At 41.8% G+C, this 20,379-nt stretch carries 14 protein-coding genes; 9 read left to right on the top strand and 5 right to left on the bottom strand.

Translation table 11 applies throughout. The features are described 5' to 3' along the window. The first annotated feature begins 524 nt into the window (after nucleotides 1–524). Genes ACESQI_RS09865 through ACESQI_RS09850 form a run of 4 tightly spaced genes read left to right on the top strand, consistent with a single transcriptional unit; the run spans nucleotide 525 to nucleotide 12,066 of the window. Complete coding sequence (locus ACESQI_RS09865; RefSeq protein ID WP_195660585.1) at nucleotides 525–6,101, top strand: carboxypeptidase-like regulatory domain-containing protein; 5,577 nt, start codon at nucleotides 525–527, stop codon at nucleotides 6,099–6,101. 3 nt (nucleotides 6,102–6,104) lie between these two features. Beyond that, nucleotides 6,105–8,837, top strand: coding sequence for a substrate-binding domain-containing protein (locus tag ACESQI_RS09860; RefSeq protein ID WP_278511746.1), 2,733 nt, complete (start codon nucleotides 6,105–6,107; stop codon nucleotides 8,835–8,837). A gap of 9 nt (nucleotides 8,838–8,846) precedes the next feature. Further along, complete coding sequence (locus ACESQI_RS09855; RefSeq protein WP_002561031.1) at nucleotides 8,847–9,185, top strand: MGMT family protein; 339 nt, start codon at nucleotides 8,847–8,849, stop codon at nucleotides 9,183–9,185. Nucleotides 9,186–9,213: 28 nt separating this feature from the next. Then, the gene (locus tag ACESQI_RS09850) at nucleotides 9,214–12,066 is read left to right on the top strand and encodes a bifunctional fucokinase/fucose-1-phosphate guanylyltransferase (protein WP_373125951.1); all 2,853 of its coding nucleotides are present in this window, start codon (nucleotides 9,214–9,216) and stop codon (nucleotides 12,064–12,066) included. A 194-nt stretch (nucleotides 12,067–12,260) separates the two neighbouring features. On the opposite strand, the gene ACESQI_RS09845 is transcribed toward ACESQI_RS09850, so the two are convergent. Both ACESQI_RS09845 and ACESQI_RS09840 read right to left on the bottom strand, forming a co-directional pair. After that, complete coding sequence (locus ACESQI_RS09845; RefSeq protein ID WP_002561033.1) at nucleotides 12,261–12,590, bottom strand: PAS domain-containing protein; 330 nt, start codon at nucleotides 12,588–12,590, stop codon at nucleotides 12,261–12,263. 102 nt (nucleotides 12,591–12,692) lie between these two features. Then, on the bottom strand, nucleotides 12,693–14,510 hold the full coding sequence (locus tag ACESQI_RS09840) for a leucine-rich repeat protein (RefSeq protein WP_373125956.1): 1,818 nt from the start codon (nucleotides 14,508–14,510) through the stop codon (nucleotides 12,693–12,695). Between the two features lie 171 nt (nucleotides 14,511–14,681). Here ACESQI_RS09840 and ACESQI_RS09835 point away from each other — a divergent pair, with 171 nt between their 5' ends. The 5 genes from ACESQI_RS09835 (at nucleotide 14,682) to ACESQI_RS09815 (ending at nucleotide 18,208) form a co-directional block, all read left to right on the top strand. After that, on the top strand, nucleotides 14,682–15,287 hold the full coding sequence (locus tag ACESQI_RS09835) for a DUF6088 family protein (RefSeq protein ID WP_007486192.1): 606 nt from the start codon (nucleotides 14,682–14,684) through the stop codon (nucleotides 15,285–15,287). Further along, nucleotides 15,284–16,321, top strand: a complete 1,038-nt coding sequence (locus ACESQI_RS09830) for a nucleotidyl transferase AbiEii/AbiGii toxin family protein (RefSeq protein ID WP_195660640.1) — start codon at nucleotides 15,284–15,286, stop codon at nucleotides 16,319–16,321. The genes ACESQI_RS09835 and ACESQI_RS09830 overlap by 4 nt, the downstream gene beginning before the upstream one ends. Continuing rightward, the gene (locus ACESQI_RS09825; RefSeq protein WP_195660589.1) at nucleotides 16,312–16,611 is read left to right on the top strand and encodes a hypothetical protein; all 300 of its coding nucleotides are present in this window, start codon (nucleotides 16,312–16,314) and stop codon (nucleotides 16,609–16,611) included. Before ACESQI_RS09830 ends, ACESQI_RS09825 begins: the two co-directional genes overlap by 10 nt. A 128-nt stretch (nucleotides 16,612–16,739) precedes the next feature. Beyond that, on the top strand, nucleotides 16,740–17,372 hold the full coding sequence (locus ACESQI_RS09820; RefSeq protein ID WP_007486196.1) for a hypothetical protein: 633 nt from the start codon (nucleotides 16,740–16,742) through the stop codon (nucleotides 17,370–17,372). Next, on the top strand, nucleotides 17,369–18,208 hold the full coding sequence (locus ACESQI_RS09815; RefSeq protein ID WP_195660590.1) for an agmatine deiminase family protein: 840 nt from the start codon (nucleotides 17,369–17,371) through the stop codon (nucleotides 18,206–18,208). Before ACESQI_RS09820 ends, ACESQI_RS09815 begins: the two co-directional genes overlap by 4 nt. Nucleotides 18,209–18,224: 16 nt before the next feature. On the opposite strand, the gene ACESQI_RS09810 is transcribed toward ACESQI_RS09815, so the two are convergent. From ACESQI_RS09810 to ACESQI_RS09800, 3 genes are all read right to left on the bottom strand, one after another. Further along, entirely contained in the window at nucleotides 18,225–18,764 is a 540-nt protein-coding gene (locus ACESQI_RS09810) for a hypothetical protein (RefSeq protein ID WP_229127640.1), read from the bottom strand. Then, on the bottom strand, nucleotides 18,685–19,644 hold the full coding sequence (locus ACESQI_RS09805) for a hypothetical protein (protein WP_002561044.1): 960 nt from the start codon (nucleotides 19,642–19,644) through the stop codon (nucleotides 18,685–18,687). The genes ACESQI_RS09810 and ACESQI_RS09805 overlap by 80 nt, the downstream gene beginning before the upstream one ends. Nucleotides 19,645–20,142: 498 nt before the next feature. Then, on the bottom strand, nucleotides 20,143–20,334 hold the full coding sequence (locus tag ACESQI_RS09800; protein ID WP_231373122.1) for a hypothetical protein: 192 nt from the start codon (nucleotides 20,332–20,334) through the stop codon (nucleotides 20,143–20,145). Nucleotides 20,335–20,379: the final 45 nt, after the last annotated feature.

Below are 20,379 nucleotides of genomic sequence, written 5' to 3'. Positions count from 1 at the left end.
ACATATCTTTCGTAGTTAACATTTATTAAAGCAATATTCTGCGGAAACATTTGGTTTTAATAGAGTATACGAGGAACAACCCGAACCTCGTAGAGAAACGACTCGAGACTCTACGAGAAAAAATAAAACCGCCTTAAAAGACGTTTTCGGACGCTAACTGACGACTAAATTTACCCAAATCTTAATTGTCAAAAGTATAATCAAGGAGATTTATAAAGTTGAATTGTGTAACGAATGTCAAAAGAATAAGATGTTTTTGTTATGTAATTTTTTGAAAACTGTACAATGAGAATTGTCAAAACTGGAAATGCCGAAGATTTTTATCACTTGTGAGAAACCTTCCCTGAATTAGAGGATTCCAGAGGATCAGGAATGTCACTTTGTCAAATTGAAAGTAGGTATGTACTGTGTATTTCGATCATAGAACAATCACTTATTAGAACTTACTTTCTTGTTCTTTGCCTTTTCCTTATCAATAATTTAAAAGAAACTTTGTATCTTTGAACACTGTAATGCCTTCATAAATGACGAAAAGGAATGCTATGAATGTCTCCCGAAGTATGATAAAAAACTTCTGTGTATTGGGATTACTACTCGTCTCCCTGTCTACTCTTGCACAACCTCTGGTCTGGAAAGATGCTCCGGATGAAACTTTTGTTTTCAAGCTCAGCGATAAGGAAGCATTGAAACTTCTTAAAGGACGTTTCCGCCCTAAGGACTGGGATAGAGTGCTTGCTACTCCTTTTACTTCTTTCTCGGAGAAATGGGAAGAACAACCGGCTGAGGGACATTTTATTTTTGCCAATATTGAGAGAAATAAAATTAATTACAGCTATCATCCTGTTATTCCTTTCCAGGTATTTCTTTTCAAAGAATATGGCGCACTTACTTTGCAGGTGGTAGATGCCGAAGGTGATATCCGTAATGATGCTAAAGTACGACTGGATTATAAACGTCTCTCGTATGATAACTCCAGCCAAACATATAGTTATGAAGACTGGTCGGAAGAAGAAGATCATATTCTTACTGTTGAGCTGGATAAGTTTCGGGCTGTCTTCGACCTGAAAAAACATCTCGTTCCTTCCTGGTATTCAGATTATTGGGATCGGGAGGAGAGTCGTCCCAGCTTTTATAGCTACATGATAACAGATAAAAATAAATACAAACCGGGTGAAACGGTTCGTTTTAAATCATATGCCTTGTCCGGTAACAGACGCCCATTGAAGCAGGAGCTTTCTTTGTGGATGCGGACAAAGGGATATCAGTTAAAAAAAATATTAACTTTGCCTCCCTATCATCCGGGAGGTTTTGCCGGAGAATTCCAGTTGGACGATTCATTGAAGCTGGAACTCGACCGTCTATACTCTATCCAGTTACGTGATAAACGGGGACGGGTAGCGGCTACTACCAATTTTCGTTATGAAGACTATGAATTGACAGGAAGTAAATTGGAAGCTAAGCTTCATTCGGATGTACAGTACGCTTCGCAGGTAAATAAGCTGGAGGTTGTTGCGACAGATGCCAATGGATTGCCTATGCAAGAAATGGAGGTGGAGATCACCGTTCGGCTTCGCACAATACTGCATTCTTACATAAGTGTACTGTCACTGCCGGATACCTTGATGTTTCGCCGTATCAGTCTGGATGCAGCAGGGAAAACGCATCTTGAGATTCCTGCCGATATATTTGGTCCGTCAGATTGCGCATACGAGGTGAATGTACTTTTACTGACGCCGGACAATGAGCGGAGAGAACAACGATGCCGTGCCACTTTTTATCATTCACACTACGAATTGCAGTATCATACCCGGGGGGATTCTTTACGTTTTGCATTTCTGGACAAGGGGGTGGAGAGAAGTGTAGAAGCTGAGTTAATATGTGGGAATGATAAAAAGATTCGGAAGATTCATCTACCTTATGAGCAGAAATTTAGCCAGGCTGTTACGGGTTATCTTTTAAGAGTACCGGCTTTTAACTACGAATCACGTATTGCAGTAGCAGATATGAATAGTCAGTTGGATTTGAAAGGGGAGATAGATAGCGACTCATTGAAAGCTTGCCTGACGAATCCTTTGAATTTGGATGTGTCGTGGTATGTCTATCAAGGTAATCAGCTTTTGCAAAAGGGGGCGGGAAAGGAGCTGGACTTGCATATTGGTGACATTGATACTCGAGCGGTTTATTACATTGAAGTGTTCTATTTCATGGGAAATGAAGAGAGGTCACTGAAACGTGTGTATCGTGTTTACCCCAACAGCCTGTCTGTGGAAACGAATCTGCCGAAGCGAATTTATCCGGGACAGAGAGTAGATGCTACATTGCACGTACGCGATAGATACGGCGAGCCTGTTCCGAATGTAGATCTTACCGCTTTTTCTGTAAACTCTCAGTTGGGATATGATATACCCGATTTGCCTTATTATGGAGCCGAACCACAGGCACGTGAGCAACGGGCGAGTTACTCGATGAAGCAGAAAAACTATTTGCATTCTGCCTCATTGGATTTTGAACATTGGAATAGATTGGCGCATCTTGATCGCTTGCCTTATTATCGGTTCATATACCCTTCGGGGCAATTGTTCAGACATGTGATGGATACACCCGATGGCAGTACTCAGTTTGCACCTTACGTGATGATGGGAGGGAAGTCCGTAACTATTTATGTGATAGAATTGAATGATAAGCCTTGTTACTTTTCGTGGACTAAACAACCGCAAGGATACTCTTTCCGGATACCGTCCGAATCATCCAAACAAAAAGTGACTTTACGCTTGTGTGACAGGGCTATCGTGTTGGATTCTATCTCATTTGAGAAAGGAAAGAAGACCATCCTGAGCCTGGATATGGAGCAGGTTCCGGAGGAAGCAAAAACAGTCTGGCTGAAAACAATCCGGGACAGGCAGGGGCGAACTGTTTTTTCCCGTAAAGAGGAAGAACGGTACCAGTTTTATCTCTGTCGTCTTCCCGTACCGGATGGAGTAGAATATACTTGTCTGGAGGGAGAATTTGGCAAGATGTGTCCGGTTTATCTCAATTACGCACTTCCGCGTATGAAAAGTGTATTGGTTGGTCCGGTAGAGCCGGGATATTGGAAGTATGCCAATGGGGTAGAGTATCGGCACGAGGGTGGTTTTGCTTATGAGTTTGAAGGCAATGTGGTTTATAAATATTCAGAAGAGCTTTGTCCTAAATATCTTAGTTTTTCATCTACTGATGTAATAACCAACCTGAATGATTTTTATTTCACACCAGAAGTATTTCGGCAGTTTGTAGAGAAATGCAGGCAGAGAAATGCCTGGCATCCGCAAAACATCTGTATTGCTCAATCGGATAAAGCGCTAAATCTTCGGTTACCCGTAGAAAAAGACTCTACCGGAGTGGCTGGTTTATTATTTGAAGATCGGATTACCCGGAAAGTTTCTTATCCGGATATGATTGTTAAAAATGGGGACAGGAATATTGAGATCCCTATAGGTGTATATAATATTATTGTTCTTTATAATAACGGGAAATATCTGAAACGGGATCGTATTGAATTGCGTCCTTGTCATCATGTAGATATCAATATGGAAATGTCGGTATGGCACGAGCGGGATTCTCTCTCTTCACAGTGGCTGGCATTGCAAAGACACCTTGGTACGTTCTCTTTGAAACCGACTTATCGTGAATTAAGGCTGACGAAAACGCGTTGGGCAGGCAGAGATAAAGTGTCTGGTTATGTATATATTGAAGGAGATGACGAGCCGTTGACTGGTGTTTCGGTTGTAGAGAAGGGAACCGGAAATGGTGCTGTTACAGACATTGACGGATATTTTGAGTTGATGTGCGAACGTGGAGGTAATAGTACGCTGGAATTCAGTTTTATCGGAATGCAAACGAAGGAAGTGGAAGTAAGGCCTAATACGGAGTTGATCATTATGATGAAGGAGGATAATTTGGCGCTTGATGAAGTAGTAGTAACGGGGTATGGAACCAGAGTCCGGTCTGCTCTCGCTGGTTCTGTGAGTGGTCTTTTAACTACAACTACGAGAAGTGGTGCTGATGCTATCCCTCCCGAAGAAGAACTTCCGGATGAAGAGGCGAAAACTTCTGAAGAGGCTGAACATAAGCTGTATGATGAATTGATGCAACTGAACGGGCTTCGTCGTAATTTCTCTGATGTAGGCTTTTGGGAGCCGAAGTTGTATACGGATAAAGAAGGCAAAGCGCAGTTTAATGTGACTTTTCCTGATAATATAACAAAATGGGATGCAGTGGTTTATGCTATGAATCGTAAACTGAATTCCGGTACTTACCGTCAGTCGATACAATCCTACAAACCGCTGATGGCGGAATTGAAAACACCGCGTTTCCTGACTGTGGGCGATACAACTAATTTCACCGGGACAATACGTAATTATACAAAAGAGGAAGAGGTAAAAGGGAGTACCGTTTTTTGTGTTGAGGCTGACACGTTGATGAGACAGGAGGTAAGATTAAAAGGAACTTATAGCATAGGATTGCCTGTGCAGGTTACCACGTCGGATAGTATGAAGGTCGGTTATATTTTTACTCGTGACGATGGTTACAGAGATGGAGAAGAGCATATGATTCCTGTAGTTGCACAGGGGACTGAGTTGTCAAAAGGATCTCTTTGTGTTTTGCAAAAGGATGAAACGGTGAAGGTGAAAGCCGGACCGGGGGAGGAAGTCAGGGTGGAACTTAGCGGAAGTCAGTTAGATAGTTATCAGGACGCTGTTAATTATTTAGGGAGATATCGCTATTGGTGTAATGAACAATTGGCTTCTAAACTGATAGGACTGTTGGGACAGAAAAAGATAGCTTATTATAACGGTGAAAGGTTTACGGGTGAGAAGGAGATAATAAAGATTATTCGCCGTCTGGTCAATAATCAGAATGACGAACAGCTTTGGGGATGGTGGGGACGTACGACAGAATCTTCTTCATGGATGTCGGGACATATTCTGAGAGCCTTGAAGATGGCTATGGAAGACGGTTATGAGGTTCGGATTAATTTGGATAAATTGAGAGTACGTTATGAATTGGCACAGCCTTTCAGAGGGAAACGATTAGAGGATGTATACCTGTTTCATGCTTTGTGGTATTGGGGGATAGAACAGGATTGTGCGGCAATATTCCGTTTGCTGAATCCATTGGTAGAGCAATGTGAGGCAAAAGAAAAGACCTTAAAAGAAGCTGATAAATCATATTTACCTCAATCCTATCTCAAAGAAAAACTGTTGCTTTGGGAGATGTTACAATCGCGGGTTAGTGTGGCCGACAGTATTCGCAGGTACCTGAAAGAAGATGCGCTGGGTGGAGTATATTGTACGGACGACCGAAGATTATCCTACTGTGATTACACCGGATTGGAAAATACGCTGATCGCTTATCGGATAATCAAGAGTGAACCTTCTTTGAGTCACTTAAAAGAAGCAATGCAATGGCATATTCTTCGTACGCGAAATATGGGTTGGAATACTTACCAGGCTTCTTTGGCGGTGGCAACTGTGTTGGATGATTTGCTGGATGGGCAATCTCAACAAGGTGTTCCGGCAATTGTAGAACTCACAGGAAAGGAAAATCGGCAAATAACAGAGTTTCCTTATACCACCCGTTTAGCTGCCGGTGAGTCTCTGGTGCTGACCCGTAAAGAGGGGATACCTCTAATACTTAGTTCATCTATCGTAAAGCGGGTGACAGAAGCTAATGGCAGTGATGCATTTGAAGTACAGTCTGTTTTTGAGGGGGGTGACCGGTTGAAAGCAGGAGAACCTGCTACACTGGTGGTTACTCTCAATGTAAAGCAAGCTGGAGCAGAATATGTGATGCTGGAAGTACCGATTCCTGCATCCTGTAGCTATAATTCTAAAATAAATAGTAATATTTCGGAGGTACATCGCGAATATTTTAAAGAAAAAACCGTTATCTTTTGTGAGAAGTTACCAGTAGGAAAACATCTTTTCCGCATTTCGTTGCTCCCGCGTTATACAGGGACCTATTCACTTAATCCGGCGAAAGTGGAGTTGATGTATTTTCCGGTAGTGAATGCAAATAACGAGATACGTAATATACAAGTCACAGAGAGAAGAACAGAATAAATTATGAGATATATTGTTTCAGTCGTACTTTTTATACTTGCCTTGACCTCCTGCAAGAGGGATACTCCGCGCTATGTAATCGGTATGTCTCAGTGTAGTGATGACAGCTGGCGGCATAAGATGAATGATGAAATATTGCGCGAAGCCATGTTTTATGAAGGGGTGTCTGTAGAGATACGTTCGGCGCATGACGATAACCGGAGGCAACAGGAAGATATTCAGTATTTTATTGATAAGAAGGTAGATCTGCTGATTGTTACCCCCAATGAGGCAGCACCGATTACACCAATAGTAGAAGAGGCCTTTGATAAAGGTATTCCCGTAATTGTGGTGGACAGAAAGATTCTTTCTGACAAATATACTGCTTTTATGGGAGCAGATAACTATGAGATAGGACGCGAAGTAGGAAAGTATCTTGCTGCCAAACTGGGTGGTAAAGGAAACATAGTAGAGCTTACCGGCCTGAGCGGTTCAACTCCGGCTATGGAGAGGCACCAGGGATTTATGAGTGCCATTAGCCGTTATCCGGATATTCATCTGCTGGCCAGGGCCGATGCTGCATGGGAACGTGAGCCGGGACGGATCATTATGGATTCTTTATTGCGGATTTATCCGAAGATCGATGCCGTATACTCTCATAATGACCGCATCGCACCGGGAGCTTTTGAAGCGGCTGAAAAGCTGGGGCGGGCCAAAGATATTATTTTTGTGGGTATTGATGCCTTGCCGGGCAAAGGGAATGGAGTAGAGTTGGTGTTGGACAGTGTGTTGGATGCAACTTTTATTTATCCTACCAATGGAGATAAGGTACTGGAAATGGCAATGAACATTCTCGAAAAGAAGCCTTTTGCACGTGAAACCACGATGGAGACTGCCATTGTAGATCCGATTAACGCTCCGGTAATGAAGCTCCAGACTGCCCATATCGCTGAGTTGGATAAGAAGATTGAAACGCTGAACGGACGTATCAGTGGCTACCTCTCTCGTTATGCCAATCAGCAAGTGGTGCTTTATGGTAGTTTGCTTGTATTACTGCTGGTAGCCGGATTGTTGCTGGTGGCTTATAAAGCGCTTCGTGTCAAAAATAGGCTGAATATTGAGTTATCCAAACAAAAGAAGCAGCTTGAAGAGCAGCGGGATACTCTTTCCGAACAACGTGATCAGTTGATACAGCTTTCGCATCAGCTGGAAGAAGCTACTCATGCCAAACTGGTGTTTTTCACAAATATCTCTCATGATTTCCGCACTCCGTTGACATTGGTTGCCGACCCGGTAGAGCAATTACTTGCAGACAAAGATCTTTCCGGTGATCAGCATCGGTTGTTGCTGCTTGTTCAGCGCAATGTGAATATTTTGTTGCGTCTGGTCAATCAGATTCTGGACTTCCGTAAGTACGAGAATGGCAAAATGGAGTATACTCCTGTCTCGATAGATATGTTGCAGTGTTTTGAAAACTGGAACGAATCTTTCCTTGCAGCGGCACGTAAGAAACATATTCGCTTCTCTTTTGATAGTATGCCTGATACAGATTATCATACACTTGCTGATGTAGAGAAATTAGAGCGGATTTACTTTAATCTTCTTTCCAATGCGTTTAAGTTTACGCCGGAGAATGGAAAGGTTACGGTTCGTCTTTCCGCACAGGAAAAAGAAGGGCAGAACTTCTTCCGTTTTACAGTAGCCAATACCGGCAGTCTTATCTCGGCAGAACATATCTGTAGCATTTTCGACCGTTTCTATAAGATAGATATGCATCATGCGGGGTCGGGTATCGGGCTTGCATTGGTCAAAGCTTTTGTAGAGATGCATGGTGGTACGATACAGGTAGAAAGTGACGAACGGCAGGGGACGATGTTTACGGTAGAACTACCGGTATGTAACTGTACGTCTGTTGCAGATACATTATCTTTGGAAGTATCTGAGCAGGATTTGCCTGTTGAGTTTTCAGAAGATGAAGAGGAACAGGAGTTGGGCTATGACTCTTCAAGGATGTCTGTACTGATAATTGATGATAATGCGGATATACGTTCGTATGTCCATGGGTTGCTCAATGCAGAATATTCTGTGATTGAGGCCGCTAATGGCTCCGAAGGTATCCGGAAAGCAATGAAGTATGTGCCTGATCTGATTATCTCGGATGTTATGATGCCGGGTATGGATGGTATTGAGTGCTGCCGCCGGTTGAAGAGTGAACTGCAGACGTGTCATATTCCTGTGATATTGCTGACTGCCTGTTCTCTGGACGAACAACGCATACAGGGCTATGATGGTGGGGCAGATTCATACATTTCCAAACCTTTTAGTTCGCAGCTTCTGTTGGCACGTATCCGTAATCTGATAGATTCACACCAACGGTTAAAGCAATTCTTTGGTGATCGGCAGACATTGGCGAAGGAGGATATCTGCGATCTCGATAAAGACTTTGTCGAGAAATTCAAGAAGATTATTGAAGAGAAGATGAGTGACTCCGGATTGAATGTAGAAGATTTAGGAAAAGATATGGGACTGAGCCGTGTGCAGCTCTATCGCAAAATAAAATCGCTGACCAATTATGCGCCTAATGAATTGCTACGTATGGCGCGTCTGAAGCGGGCGGCTTCTCTGTTGGCTTCTTCGGAACTGACGGTGGCGGAGATTGCTTATGAAGTAGGCTTTACTTCTCCTTCTTATTTTACAAAGTGTTATAAGGAACAGTTTGGAGAAAGTCCGACGGAGTTTTTGAAACGTAAAGGATAAAGAAACGGAATGAAAGATTATAAGGTTGGTAAAGAAACCATGTCCGATGCCTTCTGCCGGGAGGTGTATGCAGTGGTACGGGATATTCCTGCCGGGAAAGTAATCTCTTATGGAGAGATAGCCGCTTTGCTGGGAAAACCACAATGTTCACGCATGGTGGGACGTAGTTTGAAGCAGGTACCTCTTGACCTGAATCTTCCTTGTCACCGGGTAGTCAATGCGCAGGGCAGGCTTGTTCCGGGGTGGGAAGAACAACGGACCTTATTACAGCACGAAGGCGTCTGCTTCAAAAAGAGTGGTAATGTAGATATGGCCCGGTGTCAATGGAAATACGATGAAATACGTTAATACATACAAATAAAATATCAGATATATCATGAAGAAATTATTATCTCTTCCTCCGAATCTGGTGCACTGCTTTCATGAACTGGAAGAAGTAGATGCCTCAGAATGGTTTTGTACTTCCGATCCTGTTGGAGCAAAGTTAGGTTCGGGTGGTGGAACAACTTGGTTGTTACAGGCATGTCATGAGAATTATGCTTCTAAAGAGTCTTTTTCAAACTGGTTGGGAGCTGAAAAACGAATTTTACTACATGCCGGAGGGCAGAGCCGGAGACTTCCGGGATATGCCCCTTCCGGGAAAATTCTTACGCCGATCCCTGTTTTCAGTTGGGAGCGTGGACAGAAGTTAGGGCAGAATCTACTCTCTTTGCAATTGCCGCTTTATGAGAGAATTATGAACATGGCTCCGGAGAATATGCATACATTGATAGCCAGCGGAGATGTATATATCCGTTCGGAGAAGCCCTTGCAGGAGATTCCTCAGGCCGATGTGGTATGTTATGGGCTTTGGGTCAATCCGTCATTAGCTACGCATCATGGAGTGTTTGTCTCTGATCGTAAGACACCGGATATTCTCGACTTTATGCTGCAAAAGCCCTCTCTTGCAGAATTGGAAGGACTGGCAAAAACACATCTGTTTTTAATGGATATTGGGATATGGTTGCTTAGCGACCGTGCTGTGGAATTGCTGATGAAACGTTCTCTTGATACTAATTCCGGAGAGATTACCTATTATGATCTTTATTCAGATTATGGGCTTGCACTGGGGAGTCATCCCAAAATAGAAGATGTCGAACTGAATAGTCTTTCCGTCGCTATACTGCCTTTACCCGGGGGAGAGTTTTACCACTATGGCACGAGCCGTGAGTTAATCTCTTCTACATCGGCTGTACAGGATAAAGTGCGTGATCAGCGATTAATCATGCATCGTAAGGTAAAACCCAATCCCGCCATCTTTGTACAAAATGCTTCTACCAGTATCTCTTTCTCTTCCGAAAATGCCAACTTATGGATTGAGAACAGTTATGTGGGGAAAGGTTGGAAACTGGGATCTCGTCAGATTATTACCGGGGTACCGGAGAATGATTGGGAGATAACGGTACCCGATGGTATTTGTTTGGACGTAGTTCCTATGGGAGAAGCCGGATTTGTGGTACGCCCATATGGACTGGATGACGTGTTTAAGGGCGCATTGGATTCACCCGGTACTCTGTTTACTGGTATTCCTTTTGTTGAATGGATGGAACAGCGTGGCATTAACTGGAATGACATTCAGGAGGGTACGGATGATTTACAGGCAGCTTCCATCTTTCCAATGACGGAGTCGGTTGATGAACTTGGTTTATTGTTGCGTTGGATGACAACGGAACCTAATCTGGCAGAAGGACGTGTGTTGTGGTTGAACTGTATGAAGTTCTCTGCTGATGAAATTTCTGCCCGTGCCAATCTGCAACGGCTTTATGCTCAACGTATGGCTTTTCGTCGAGAAAACTGGAAGGGTTTGTCAGACAATTATGAGAAGAGTGTTTTCTATCAGCTCGATTTGGAAGATGCTGCCCATGAATTTGTAAATCTCGGACTTGAAGTGCCCCAGGCACTGCCGGGTGATACTGCACAGTTATTGCAAATGCATAACCGGATGTTGCGGGCGCGCGTGATGGAATTGAAAAATGATCCGGGCAGCAAGGAAGAAGAGAAAGAGGCATTCAATCTTTTGCGAAATGGCTTACTAGGGCAGGTTTGCAAGCAGAAATGTAATCCGAAGCTGAATGTTTATTCCGATCAGATTGTATGGGGACGTAGTCCTGTACGTATCGATGTGGCCGGTGGCTGGACAGACACTCCTCCTTATTCGCTTTATTCGGGGGGAAATGTGGTGAATCTGGCTATCGAACTGAACGGGCAACCTCCTTTGCAAGTATACGTCAAAACTTGTAAAGAACCTCATGTTGTACTTCGTTCCATAGATATGGGAGCGATGGAAGTGGTGAATACGTATGAAGAGTTGCAGGATTACCGAAAAATAGGTTCTCCTTTCTCTATACCTAAAGCCGCATTGGCGCTAGCTGGCTTTGTTCCTCAGTTCTCGGAGGTGCAATATGATTCTTTGAGGGAACAGTTAGAAGCTTTTGGTGCCGGTATTGAAGTTACATTGCTTGCAGCTATACCGGCAGGTTCCGGACTGGGAACAAGTTCTATTCTTGCTTCTACTGTGTTGGGAGCAATCAATGATTTCTGTGGTTTGGCATGGGATAAGAATGAGATTTGTCGTTGTACATTGGTATTGGAGCAGTTGCTTACCACGGGAGGAGGCTGGCAGGATCAATATGGTGGCGTTTTCTCCGGAGTTAAGTTGTTGCAAACGGAATCCGGATTTGACCAGACTCCGTTAGTGCGTTGGTTACCCGATCAGTTATTTACGAATCCTGAATATCGGGATTGTCATTTGCTTTATTATACTGGTATAACCCGTACGGCAAAAGGTATTTTAGGAGAGATTGTCCGTTCTATGTTTCTTAATTCCGGGAATCATCTTGCTTTGTTGTCAGAGATGAAAATACATGCTTTGGATATGAATGAGGCTATTTTACGTGGTAACTTCATAAATTACGGTAAGTTGGTAGGAAAGAGTTGGATACAGAATAAAGCACTTGATGCCGGTACAAATCCACCGGAAGTGGAAAAGATAATCCGTTTGATTGAAGATTATACTTTAGGGCATAAGTTGCCGGGAGCTGGTGGTGGCGGATATCTGTATATGGTTGCCAAAGATCCACAGGCGGCTGTTCAGATTCGTCGGATACTCACAGAATATGCGCCTAACCCTTGTGCACGATTTGTAGAAATGACTTTATCTGACAAAGGGTTACAGGTATCAAGAAGTTAGTTCATGATTGTACGAATATGAATAAATTTACGATTGGACGATTGACGATGTACGATTGAAGTTGCTCTTTTAAAAGCCTGTTTCAACGCTATTAGAGATAGAGTAATCCCAATTGTAGATCGTCAATCGTCTAATCGTAAATTTATTCATTCCTGTATGGCTATGTAAGTGAAAATAATCTTCTCGTGATGATTTTATTTTCGTATGTGATGCGGCATCTCTTCCGGAAGTTCCATTGATATTTCCACCAGACCACTTACTACTCCTTCGTTAAACCAGGGTGTTTGATAGATCATTTTCTTGATGCCATTTTTTTCTATCGTGTAGGCATTACTGCCACCTGTTGCCAGCATCTCACGTATCTTCTCCTGTGATTGTAGATTGTGGCAATCGAAAAGATTCTTACCGATCAGATCGCCGTGTTTGGCAAATGTTTTACATGCTTTATCATTCATAAAAAGGATAACTCCTTTGGTGTCACATACTGTGACAGCACAATTCATTTCTTTAGCCCATTCGTACATTGCTCATTCTCCTTTCTTGGTTTTAATCAGCAAAGATAGTTCTATGATTCAAAAAAGAAAAGGAAGAAACCCTTTTAAAATGTCTCTCCCTTCTTAAATAGATTATTTAATAATGACTTTCTGCAAAAGCTTATCCACTTTTATCAAATAAATACCCGAATGATCTATCTGTATCATTTCCATATCTTTTGCTTTATGAATAACTGTTTGGCATACGCCCTGTAAGTTATATACGGAGATCATTTTTTCTTGTGCATTTTCTATCCAAAGAGAAGAGCCTTCTACTCTTATGCAAATATTGGTGGAAGTTGATATGTCTTCAATACCTGTAGGCGTTGTAGAAAATGTCCCTATTTGTTCGGATAGGGTTTTATTAGATTTATCATTTGCAATTAAGCTATAATAATAGGTAACTTCCGGTTTTAAATCCGTCACACGGAAAGAAAGCTTGGAGGCTGTACGAGTGACTAATTCGCCTTTTGCATCAAATTGATAAGAAGCGATTTCTTTCTTCATATCTATGTCCGAATATATTTTTAATATGTATTCATTCGTATCATCTATTGTTTTCCATGTAAAATTAACTGCATTACTTTCTGTGTTGATGATCAGTGAATTTTCATTTTGTACAGGTATAAATACGGCTAATAAATTTTTGTTTTCATTGATAGTAAAGGAGTAATTATCTTCTTCGCTAACTATTTCTCCGTTATCCATCCAACATTTGAAACGATAGCCTGAGTTCGCTCGTGCTGACAAGTTTACCATGGCTCCTTGCTGGTATTCAGTGATTCCTAAAATAATACCTGCATTCAATATATTTTTAGTCACATTGACAGTCAGGGGGGCTTCTTCCTGCATATAGAAAAATTTCTTCCAGCCATCACTTGCCTTATAGAGGTCTGTAGTGTTATAGGGGATGTGTAGTTTGCAAGTGGTGACTCTGATTCCGGTAAAACTATTGTCGTAGGCAGCAGCGGGAGCAGCTCCCTTGCAATAGATATCAGTTAAACCAGCACAACCATAAAGTGCTTTTTCACCAACCATGTATAAGGTATAAGGAAGTGTGATTTCTTTAATGGTAGAACAACCATAAAAAGCGCCATATTGAAGCTCTTCACATTCCTCTGTAACTGTTACTTTCCTTAAATTGGCAGGTAAATAATACGTTTTAGCTTTATTATCCTGATAATATTGAGTAACAGCTTTCATTCCGGAATTAGAGTCGGTACTAAAAAGATCGCCAAATAATCCTTGTACCCCTGTAGCGGTTTCTTTTACTCCTGTACCAACAAAAGGGATAGTGAGTTCTTCCAGTTTACTTAAATTAGAAAGCATCTCCCGGTTTAAATTTTCAAGATTACCAATATTTAAAGAAGCAAGAGAACTTGGGAATGTTAATTCCTGCGTATAATTGATACTCTTTGCTATAGGTAAAGAAAGTGATTTTAGGTTGGAGCAGGTGCGGAATGCATATTTTCCAATTGTGGTTGTTAATGGTAGGTTTATCGTTTCAAGATTTGTACAACCTCCAAAAACACCTGGAAATATTCTGTGATCATCACTACCGTCAGAAAGCTGCATTTGATTTGTGACATTTATTTCTTTCAATGAAATTGGAATATAATAAGCATGCTTATTTGAGAATTGACCTGTAGAACCATATAATATAGCAATATAACCTTCTATTTTATCTTCTTGTGCCGGATATTTGAAAGTTTTTGACATAAAAAGGTATCCTAATGATCTACTTGAGTCCAATGGTTTATCTAAAGAAGATCCAATAAATGGTAACGATAACTTATGTAAAGTTATACAACCTGATAAAAGAGCCTTTCCTATACTTGACACACTATTAGGAATAACAATAGAAGTCAAACTACTGCAATCGGAAAAGGCTGAATCGGAAATCTTTTTCAGACCATCAGCGATCTTTTGTGGATAATAACACTTTGATTTATTTCCATAAAAACGCTATGGTAGATGAATAAAGCATGAAAATCCATATTATCAGAAGATAGAGTAAATAAATTCCATGTGGAATTATGGGATAACACAAAAAAATATTAATTTTGTGGCAAAATTGTAATTATGGGTGCAAACAGTTCTTACAAGGCGATGTACGATATTGTGGAACATGCAAAGGAGGGGACAATATTTATCCCTGATGACTTCACAACGTGTGGTACTCCCGATGCTGTACGGTCGGGATTAAGCCGTTTGTGTCGCAATGGGAATTTGTGTCGCTTTGCAAAAGGCATTTACTATATACCTACATATGACAAGTGGGATGATACGCTACGAGAACCATCCTTAGATGCCATTGCCTTAAAAATAGCGCAACGGGACAATGCGCGTGTCATTCCGACAGGAGCTTATGCGCTTAACAAATTAGGATTATCCACACAGGTTCCGGCTAATATCATTTACATAACAGATGGTTCTGCCCGGCAGATGAGGTTTGGAGAGGGAAAGAGTATCACATTCCGGCATAGTAACGACTTGGGGAATTTCGCTTATCAATCCCAACTGATGCAACTGGCAGTTCTCGCCATGCGTGAGATTGGCGAGAAAAACATAACAAAAGACCAGAAGGAAATAATAAAAAAAATGATAACAGAACATGTTTCGGAACAGGATTTCAATCACGATATAGTGCTTGCTCCGACATGGATAAAAACGATATTGCAGCGATGAAATTCATTGATTTGTCAACGGAAGACCGTGTGGATATACTTGACCGTGTTTCCACGGAGTTGAATATAAGACAACGTGAGGTCATAGAAAAGGATTGGTGGGTGACGGCAGTCCTCCGCGCAATGTTCAGTTTGCCGTATGCCGATCATCTGTCTTTCAAAGGCGGTACATCGCTGAGTAAGTGCTGGCATTTGATTGACCGCTTTTCAGAAGATATAGACATTGCCATTGACCGGGAATATCTTGGTTTCAGCGGGACATTATCTAAAACGCAAATCAGTGACAAGTTGCGTCGCGCAGCTTGTTTCTTTGTTCGTGAAACCATGCAACACGATTTGGTAGAGCTGTTGTACCAAAACGGCATGTCAAAAGAAAAGTTCAAGGTGAATGTGGACATTACCCCTGTCACCACGACCGACCCGGAAGTCATAAATATCAACTATGATTCTGTGTTATCCGTTTCCATAGATGGTATGGACGGCAATCAATATATCCTGCCAAAAGTAAAAGTGGAAGTCAGCGGAAGGTCAATGAGCGAGCCTGTAAGTGGGATTGCTCTTGATTCAATGATAGACCAAGTATATCCGAAAGCTCCTTTTACAGAACCAAAGTTCATGGTACGTGCAGTGCTTCCCGAACGCACTTTTCTTGAAAAGGTATTCCTGCTTCATGAGGAATTTGCCAAACCAAGGGATTTAATCAGAATAGAGCGTATGTCACGGCACATGTATGACATCGGACAGATGTTGAAAACTCCAATAGCCGAGTGTGCTATCAATGATACAGTGCTTTACCGTCAGGTGGTAGAACATCGTCGCACATTCATAGGTTTGCGTGGTTTTGATTATGACACACTTTATCCTTCAACGCTCAATATAGTTCCACCTGCTTCTGTTATTGAACAGTGGAAATCCGACTATGAGAATATGCGGTTGCACATGATTTATGGTGAGTCTGTATCATTTGAAGAGTTGATAAACAGTCTCAAAGATTTGAATGATAAAGTTAGAGAAAATAGAATACTATGGAAATAGCGAAAGAAAGCAAAAAGCCATATCTGCGTGGTATAAATGAAACGCTGGCAGAACAGTTCAAAGAATCATCTTTGTGTGCTCTTGTTAAAGAAGACAAGGACTTGCTGGCATGTATTCGCAACAATGCCATCGGTATTTATCACCTTGCAGACAAAGTTGCAATGGTACACTGTAACAGAAAGGGGGAATTGGTGTGCGATGTTAATGATTTCTATGTGTCAGGAAAGCATACCGATAAAGAACATCAGTATAAGGCTGGGGTGTTATGTATGAAAATCAAAGACATATAAGAGTAAAGAACGAGCAGATATCTATGATTGCGTTAGACATTATTGGCGTTTGAATGTCGGACGAGCAGAGAAGGCGAACCTTGTGTTTGCTATTGTAATCATACATTAACCTTTAATTGATAGACACCATGAATTTGAGTTTTCTTAAAGATATACAAAGGGAACATTTCAATGAGATTGCAACAGAACTAATGAACCACTATTGCATTCTTAAGCATGATTCGAGAGATAACTGTGATGTTATTTATCGTTTTGCCGAAATAGAGTTCTATCTATATGATGCTAATGAACAGGACATAGACATAAGCACATACTGCCGTGATTGCAAATGCGAGGAATGGTTCTTTCATGCCAGCGGTGTAGATATTGCTTTTGAAACAATTCAAGATGACAATGAATTGATGCGATTTGGAGGCATTCTTATTCGCGGTATAGAAATATACAAACAGGACGAACAGAAGCAATGGGAACAGATTGGAGTCGTCGGTGGTCCGAAGCTATCAATGTACGAGATATTCAATCATTGTTCTGGGATGCCTGATATAATTGCTATTCCTGACACATTCAATAAAGACAGAAAAATTGGTAATGTCACAAAACGCATAGGCATAAAAGACAGCTTGTACCAGCGATTTGTTTTTGATGACGTAAATTGGGATAAGCCTACCAAGAGAATAGTCGAGACTAAAGATAAAACAGGAAAATATCACGTTATACTGGAAAGTACAACAAAAAATTACAATCCAAAGCCACAATTATGATAACAGACTTCCAGTGTAATAGGGTTTATTTCTCTTCTTTGCTGCAAAGAGTTTCTCCCAAGACATATGCATCGCTGGTCTCTGCACTCGAAAAACACAGTGTTGAATATCGATTACTCGTCAATACGAACGATGTTTGGTGCAGGGACTATATGCCTATTCAAATTGCAGCAGATACATTTTGTGGCTTTGATTATGATCCTGATTATTTGCATGAAACGAAAGAACTGCTTGCAACACGGACAGATGGAAACCAAGTTTGCAATGATTTAGGGTTTGAAGTAAAACAACCTACAAAGCCTTTAATAGTAGATGGCGGTAATGTGATTCGCTGCGATAATAAAATCATTATGATAGAAAAGGTATTCAAAGAAAACAGGATATCATGGAAAGAACTGGCCAAAGCCATAGAAGAACATTTTATGGCCGAATTGGTTATTCTCCCTTGGGATGAGTCTGAACTTTATGGTCATTCAGATGGCTTAGTCAGGTATATAGGCAATGACCGCGTTTTGATAACCAATTACGACCGATTTGACAAAAATTTCACCTCTAAAGTTATTGAGATTCTGCGACAACACTTCAATGAGGTTTTCAAGCTGGAGTATAACACCCAACGTCAACATAAACATAATTGGGCATACATCAATTGGCTTCAAACAGACAAAGTGTTACTCATTCCTTCATTCGGTTATCCGGAAGACAAACAAGCCTTTGAGCAAATAACGTCGCTTATGCCAATCTATCAAGGATACGCTGAAATGATAAATGCAAAAGACTTGATTTGTCATGAAGGCTGTTTGAATTGTGCAAGTTGGATTATATATCAAAAATGAGTACAAACGTTTAATTTTATCGTTTTATTCCACTACTCTTTTTCTTCTCACCCCACGGCATATCTGATTGTGAGCCACCGCCACCTGTACCGACATGAGCCTGTGCTGGACCGCCACTTGCCAGCATGAAAGCCGCACCGAGTAGTTGGACTTGTGCTTCGTTAACTTGTTCCTGTGGTTCAAAAACGGCATTGACAAATTCCTCGTCCGTCAGTTCTTCACGAAAATGCCTTTGAGCGGTATCGTATGGAATGTCATATTTCGTGTCATCAAAAAGGGCATCCCCAACTTTCGTCCAGATATGCAGGGATGGATTGCGATAGTTCAGCACGAAGATTCGGATAAGTTCTGCTCTCGAAGAAAGGCGATAACGCTGCGGATAAGCCAGCCTGTCAAGTTTTGCAATCTGTTTGTTCTTCTCTTCAATCATCTTATGCAGATGGGTAATTTCAGATTGCTGTCTTTTGATGATGGATTCAAGGTTTGCCTGCCTTTCGGATGTTTGTTCCAACTGTGAGCGATGTTCCTGTTCCATCGCTTTCATCTTGTATGTCATACCTACCAAACGTTCTTTCAAGGCAGTGTTTTTTTTCCATATCAGCATATTTACCCTTGCCGAGTAATTTTGCCGCGTTGGAAAGAATGGTATTGCCATTCTCCCGGTTTACCTTGTTCTGCTTACGGGCAATTTCTTCATCCAGTTCCGCACCGATTTTTTCACGGATTTGGTTCTCGTGTTCAAGGTGTTTCTTTTTGTTGGCGGCTTCTTCCATTTCCTGCTTCTGCTTGGCGATGATAAAGTCCGTGCGTTCCAGATGTTCCTTGCCTGTTTTCTCTTTTCTAGTGCCACACTCCATTTCAAGGCATTCCGCTACCATGTCCTGCATCAGGCTCATGTCCACTTTACCGAGCTTGCAGGATTTGCCTGTTTCATGGTTCATCCAGTCCCATACGATATGGGCATGGCAGTTCGGTTTCCGTGTGGAGTTGTCGCCCGGTATGCTGTAATGACCTTCATCCTGATGGATGAAGATTTGCAGGGCTGTGATTCCCCATCGCACATGGCAGCGGTCGCAATATTTCTTAAGCTGGTCTATGGTCGTGTCTTGTTTGCACACCACCACGCTCTCACGAAGCGGAGAACTGCCATTGACGATTTTTGTCTTGCCGGTCTTTTTGTTGATGACTGTCCGCTCCTTTGTCTGCATGGCACGTCCCGTTTTCTCTTTTACCATCCGGGCGATTTCATTATAATAAGCGGTCAAGTCCTTTCCCTCCATCAGCGAGGACTCCCATGACGAGTTTTGCGGTGTAAGGTCGCTTCTGATATAGAGCCGATCCTTGTTGATGCGTTTGAGATATTCTTGGGTGCGTCTGTTGTGTGCCTTGCTACTGCCTATGTTGCAAGGCTTGATATGGTCTGATGTCTGTGCCATTTTCCTGTTCTTAATTTTGAGTGAAACGTATTGATAAAGTTCTTAGGACAGTTTCCTAAGCGGAGTTTGCAAAGAGAGGGTCACTCTTTGCTCGGGTTGCATAAGGCTGAAAGTCCTTGCCGGGTTCTTAAGGTAACACCCTGAGTGGGTCATTAGGGCAATGCCCTAATCCTCTCAGGAGAGCCCACAACTACGGAAGCAGAGCGTGTAGTTATAGTGGATTACTAACCAATGTAAAATTATAGTATGCTGTAAATGAGTTATTTATGCTTATAGATACAACCGTAAGTAACAATATAGCAACGGCAACGGATTTTATTTGTATGCTACCGTAAATGACCTTTTGAGTATAGTAAATGTACGATAAAAAAGTGATTCTTGTGCAGCGAAAAGAAAAAATGTGAGGTCTTGTTATCTTTTAGTTGGTGTTCGTTGGTAGATGTAAATATTAGCTACGTAACATTTGGGTAATCGTTGGGTTTCTTGTGATATATAACTTTAATCAGTCTTTTTCATCTGTCGTACCAGCTTCTGGTGCTGTTCGTGCAGTTCGGGGAACTGTCTTCTGATGAACTGTCCAAATGAACAGTCGTTGAACCCGAATCGTCTTGCCAGTGATTTCACACTCTCGGTTGTCGTAGCATACAGGTGCAAAGCCTCCCGATATTTCTCCATGCTGTGCGGTGCCATCACTCCACCGTTGTCCGTTTTTTTTATTCTCAGTCTGGCGTACTT

It is taken from the genome of Bacteroides sp. HPS0048 (genome assembly GCF_964240755.1).
Lineage (GTDB): Bacteria > Bacteroidota > Bacteroidia > Bacteroidales > Bacteroidaceae > Bacteroides > Bacteroides nordii.
Note: the sequence above shows the minus strand (reverse complement) of the source record. Positions and strands in the feature narration are given on the sequence as shown.

Coding starts and splice junctions, on each gene's coding strand:
- ACESQI_RS09865 (WP_195660585.1), top strand. CDS start 525: ATGACGAAAAGGAATGCTATGAATGTCTCCCGAAGTATGATAAAAAAC.
- ACESQI_RS09860 (WP_278511746.1), top strand. CDS start 6,105: ATGAGATATATTGTTTCAGTCGTACTTTTTATACTTGCCTTGACCTCC.
- ACESQI_RS09855 (WP_002561031.1), top strand. CDS start 8,847: ATGAAAGATTATAAGGTTGGTAAAGAAACCATGTCCGATGCCTTCTGC.
- ACESQI_RS09850 (WP_373125951.1), top strand. CDS start 9,214: ATGAAGAAATTATTATCTCTTCCTCCGAATCTGGTGCACTGCTTTCAT.
- ACESQI_RS09845 (WP_002561033.1), bottom strand. CDS start 12,590: ATGTACGAATGGGCTAAAGAAATGAATTGTGCTGTCACAGTATGTGAC.
- ACESQI_RS09835 (WP_007486192.1), top strand. CDS start 14,682: ATGGGTGCAAACAGTTCTTACAAGGCGATGTACGATATTGTGGAACAT.
- ACESQI_RS09830 (WP_195660640.1), top strand. CDS start 15,284: ATGAAATTCATTGATTTGTCAACGGAAGACCGTGTGGATATACTTGAC.
- ACESQI_RS09825 (WP_195660589.1), top strand. CDS start 16,312: ATGGAAATAGCGAAAGAAAGCAAAAAGCCATATCTGCGTGGTATAAAT.
- ACESQI_RS09820 (WP_007486196.1), top strand. CDS start 16,740: ATGAATTTGAGTTTTCTTAAAGATATACAAAGGGAACATTTCAATGAG.
- ACESQI_RS09815 (WP_195660590.1), top strand. CDS start 17,369: ATGATAACAGACTTCCAGTGTAATAGGGTTTATTTCTCTTCTTTGCTG.
- ACESQI_RS09810 (WP_229127640.1), bottom strand. CDS start 18,764: ATGACATACAAGATGAAAGCGATGGAACAGGAACATCGCTCACAGTTG.
- ACESQI_RS09805 (WP_002561044.1), bottom strand. CDS start 19,644: ATGGCACAGACATCAGACCATATCAAGCCTTGCAACATAGGCAGTAGC.
- ACESQI_RS09800 (WP_231373122.1), bottom strand. CDS start 20,334: ATGGCACCGCACAGCATGGAGAAATATCGGGAGGCTTTGCACCTGTAT.